Origin of the sequence: Wolbachia endosymbiont of Tettigetta isshikii, from assembly GCF_041154185.1 — a bacterium.
Classification (GTDB): domain Bacteria; phylum Pseudomonadota; class Alphaproteobacteria; order Rickettsiales; family Anaplasmataceae; genus Wolbachia.
On sequence record NZ_JBFTEN010000067.1, the window covers coordinates 1 to 267 of the forward strand.

Consider the following 267-nt stretch of genomic DNA (forward strand, 5'->3'; position numbering starts at 1 on the left):
AAAACATTGAAAAAGCGGGGAACGGACCTTACACTAAAAGTGAAGGATTTGTTTACTTCACCTGAATCTTATGTAAAAGACCTCAGGCAGCTAATGTCATATAATGAAAAAAAATGTCAATACACAAAAAATTATGATCAAATTGTAGAGTTTGGAAAAATTATAGAAAAAAAAGATAGCAATGAAAAGCTTGAGAAAGATAAGGATGAAAAGAAAAATCCAGAGTACCAGCTTAAATATAATGGATACGAGTTCGATCTGGCTTTG

Annotated in this window: 1 pseudogene; it reads left to right on the top strand. The window is 31.5% G+C overall.

What is annotated here, in order from left to right:
- Positions 1-39 precede the first annotated feature (39 nt).
- A pseudogene (locus AB6N09_RS05705) lies at positions 40-267 on the top strand (hypothetical protein); the annotation flags it as partial.